Genomic DNA, 2749 nt, shown 5'->3' with positions numbered 1-2749 from the left:
GCCCCGCCCTGCGCTCGCCCTGGCGCGACGCGCCGCCGCCGAACGATCCCAGCCTGCCGCACGTCATCCGCTTCAAGGGTCCGACCGAGGGAACGACCCTGGTCGACGACCTGGTCAAGGGCCCGGTGACCTTCAACAACGCCGATCTGGACGACCTGGTGCTGCTGCGCGCCGACGGCGCCCCGACCTACAACCTGGCCGTGGTGGTCGACGACCACGACATGGGCGTCACCCACGTGATCCGCGGCGACGACCACCTGAACAACGCCGCCCGCCAGACCCTGATCTACCAGGCCAACGGCTGGACCCTGCCGGCCTTCGGCCACATCCCGCTGATCCACGGCCCGGACGGCGCCAAGCTCAGCAAACGCCACGGCGCCCAGGCGGTCGGCGAGTTCGCCGACATGGGCTACATCCCCGAGGGCATGCGCAACTATCTGGCGCGCCTGGGCTGGGGCCATGGCGACGACGAGGTGTTCAGCGACGAGCAGGCGATCAGCTGGTTCGACATCAAGGACGTGGTCAAGGCCCCGGCCCGCCTGGACTGGGCCAAGCTGAACTTCATCAACGGCCAGCATCTGCGCGTGGCGCAGGACGACCGCCTGGCGAACCTGACCCTGAAGGCCCTGCAGGCCCAGAAGGCGGAGCTGCCGACCGACGCCGCCGCGCGCCTCCTGGCCGTGGTGCCGCAGGTCAAGGAAGGCGCCAAAACCATCCTGGAGTTGGCCGAGCACTGCGCGTTCGCGTTGAAGGTGCGTCCGCTGGCGCTTGAGGAAAAGACCCTTAAGCAGCTGAACGACGAGACCGTGGAACGGCTGGCCCGCCTGCGCGCTCAACTGGCCGCGGCGCCGGTCTGGGACGTGGAGGATCTTGGAAACCTGTTGAAATCCTTCGCGGAATCCGAAGGCGTGGGCTTTGGCAAGTTCGGACCGTCGTTACGCGGAATCCTGACGGGCGGCTCCCAGGCCCCGGACCTGAATAAGATCATGGCCGCGCTGGGACGCGAGGAGTCTCTGGGGCGACTTGACGACGCTCTGGCGTCCGCGCATGAGGCGCTATAACGCAACCGCGAAATCGAAAAACGGACTGACCGTTCCATTATCGAAGGGGTCTCTCGCATGACCGATAAAGCCACGCTGACGATCGGCGACAAAACCTACGACCTGCCGATCCTCAAGGGCAGCACGGGCCCCGACGTGGTCGACGTGCGAAAGTTCTACGGCGACAGCGACCACTTCACCTTCGATCCGGGCTTCACCTCGACGGCGTCGTGCGAAAGCAAGATCACCTATATCGACGGCGACGCCGGCATTTTGCTGCACCGCGGCTATCCGATCGACCAGCTGGCCGAGAAGTCCTCGTTCCTGGAAGTCTGCCACCTGCTGCTGAACGGCGAACTGCCGACGGCCGAGGAATTCACCCAGTTCGAGCACAACATCACCTACCACACGATGTTGCACGCCCAGTTCGACAGCTTCTTCCAGGGCTTCCGCCGCGACGCCCACCCGATGGCGATCATGACCGGCGCCGTCGGCGCCCTGTCGGCCTTCTACGCCGACAGCCTCAATGTCGATGATCCCAAGCAACGCGAGATCAGCGCCCACCGCCTGATCGCCAAGATGCCGACCATCGCCGCCCGCGCCTTCCAGTACAGCGTCGGCCGCCCGTTCGTGACCCCGCGCAACGAGCTGTCCTATTCGGAAAACTTCCTGCGCATGTGCTTCTCGGTCCCGGCCGAGGACTGGACGCCCAACCCGGTGCTGACCCGGGCCATGGACCGCATCTTCATCCTGCACGCCGACCACGAGCAGAACGCCTCGACCTCGACCGTCCGCCTGGCCGGTTCGTCGGGCGCCCACCCGTTCGCCTGCATCGCCGCCGGCATCGCCTGCCTCTGGGGCCCGTCGCATGGCGGCGCCAACCAGGAAGCCCTGGAGATGCTGGAAGAGATCGGCACGGTCGAGAACATCCCCGCCTATGTGCAGGGCGTGAAGGACAAGAAGTACAAGCTGATGGGCTTCGGCCACCGCGTGTACAAGAACTTCGATCCGCGCGCCAAGGTGATGCAGAAGACCTGCTACGAGGTGCTCGAGCAGCTCGGCATCAACGATCCGCTGCTGCACGTGGCCATGGAACTGGAAAAGGTCGCCCTCAGCGATCCCTATTTCATCGAACGCAAGCTGTACCCGAACATCGACTTCTATTCGGGCATCACCCTGCGGGCCATGGGCTTCCCGACCAACATGTTCACCGTGCTGTTCGCCCTGGCCCGCACCGTCGGCTGGATCAGCCAGTGGAAGGAAATGTTCGAGGACCCCACGCGCAAGATCGGCCGCCCGCGCCAGCTCTATACGGGCGCCACGCAACGCGACTACACGCCGGTCGACAAGCGCGGCTAAGCGCTTCGGCATCGCTGAATTGGAAAAGGCCTCGCGAAAGCGGGGCCTTTTTCTTTAGCGCCCCTCGGCGCTGCGCAGGATGAAGCCCAGGATCTCGGCGATGGCGACGTAGAGCGCCTCGGGGATCTCCTCGTCGAGCTCGATGGTCGACAGGGCCTGGGCCAGGGCCGGGTTCTCCTCGATCGGCACGCCGTGCTCGCGGGCCGTCTCGATGATCTTGTCGCCGACCCAGCCGCGACCGGAGGCGACCACGCGCGGGGCGTTGGGCTCGTCGTATCGCAGGGCGACGGCGATGCGCGGCCCGGCGGAGCGGATGGGGCCGGTCATGTGGCCTGGTCCAGGAACTGGCC

Annotated in this window: 3 protein-coding genes; 2 read left to right on the top strand and 1 reads right to left on the bottom strand. The window is 66.0% G+C overall.

Annotated elements, in window-relative coordinates; translation table 11 throughout:
- Positions 1–1061 (top strand): glutamate--tRNA ligase (gene gltX / locus WAL33_RS03230; protein WP_422178425.1); only part of this gene is annotated, 1061 nt, incomplete at its 5' end.
- Positions 1062–1118: 57 nt separating this feature from the next.
- A complete protein-coding gene (gene gltA, locus WAL33_RS03225) occupies positions 1119–2399 on the top strand; it encodes a citrate synthase (protein WP_422178423.1) in 1281 nt (426 codons plus the stop codon).
- A gap of 54 nt (positions 2400–2453) precedes the next feature.
- Here the strand turns inward: gltA and WAL33_RS03220 are convergent, their stop codons facing one another.
- A complete protein-coding gene (locus WAL33_RS03220) occupies positions 2454–2726 on the bottom strand; it encodes an EscU/YscU/HrcU family type III secretion system export apparatus switch protein (protein ID WP_422178421.1) in 273 nt (90 codons plus the stop codon).
- Between the last annotated feature and the right edge of the window lie 23 nt (positions 2727–2749).

Origin of the sequence: Caulobacter sp. (assembly GCF_049283275.1) — a bacterium.
Lineage (GTDB): Bacteria > Pseudomonadota > Alphaproteobacteria > Caulobacterales > Caulobacteraceae > Caulobacter.
The sequence above is the reverse complement of the archived record's forward strand: the minus strand, read 5'-3'. Positions and strand labels throughout refer to the sequence as shown.

Coding starts and splice junctions, on each gene's coding strand:
- gltA (WP_422178423.1), top strand. CDS start 1,119: ATGACCGATAAAGCCACGCTGACGATCGGCGACAAAACCTACGACCTG.
- WAL33_RS03220 (WP_422178421.1), bottom strand. CDS start 2,726: ATGACCGGCCCCATCCGCTCCGCCGGGCCGCGCATCGCCGTCGCCCTG.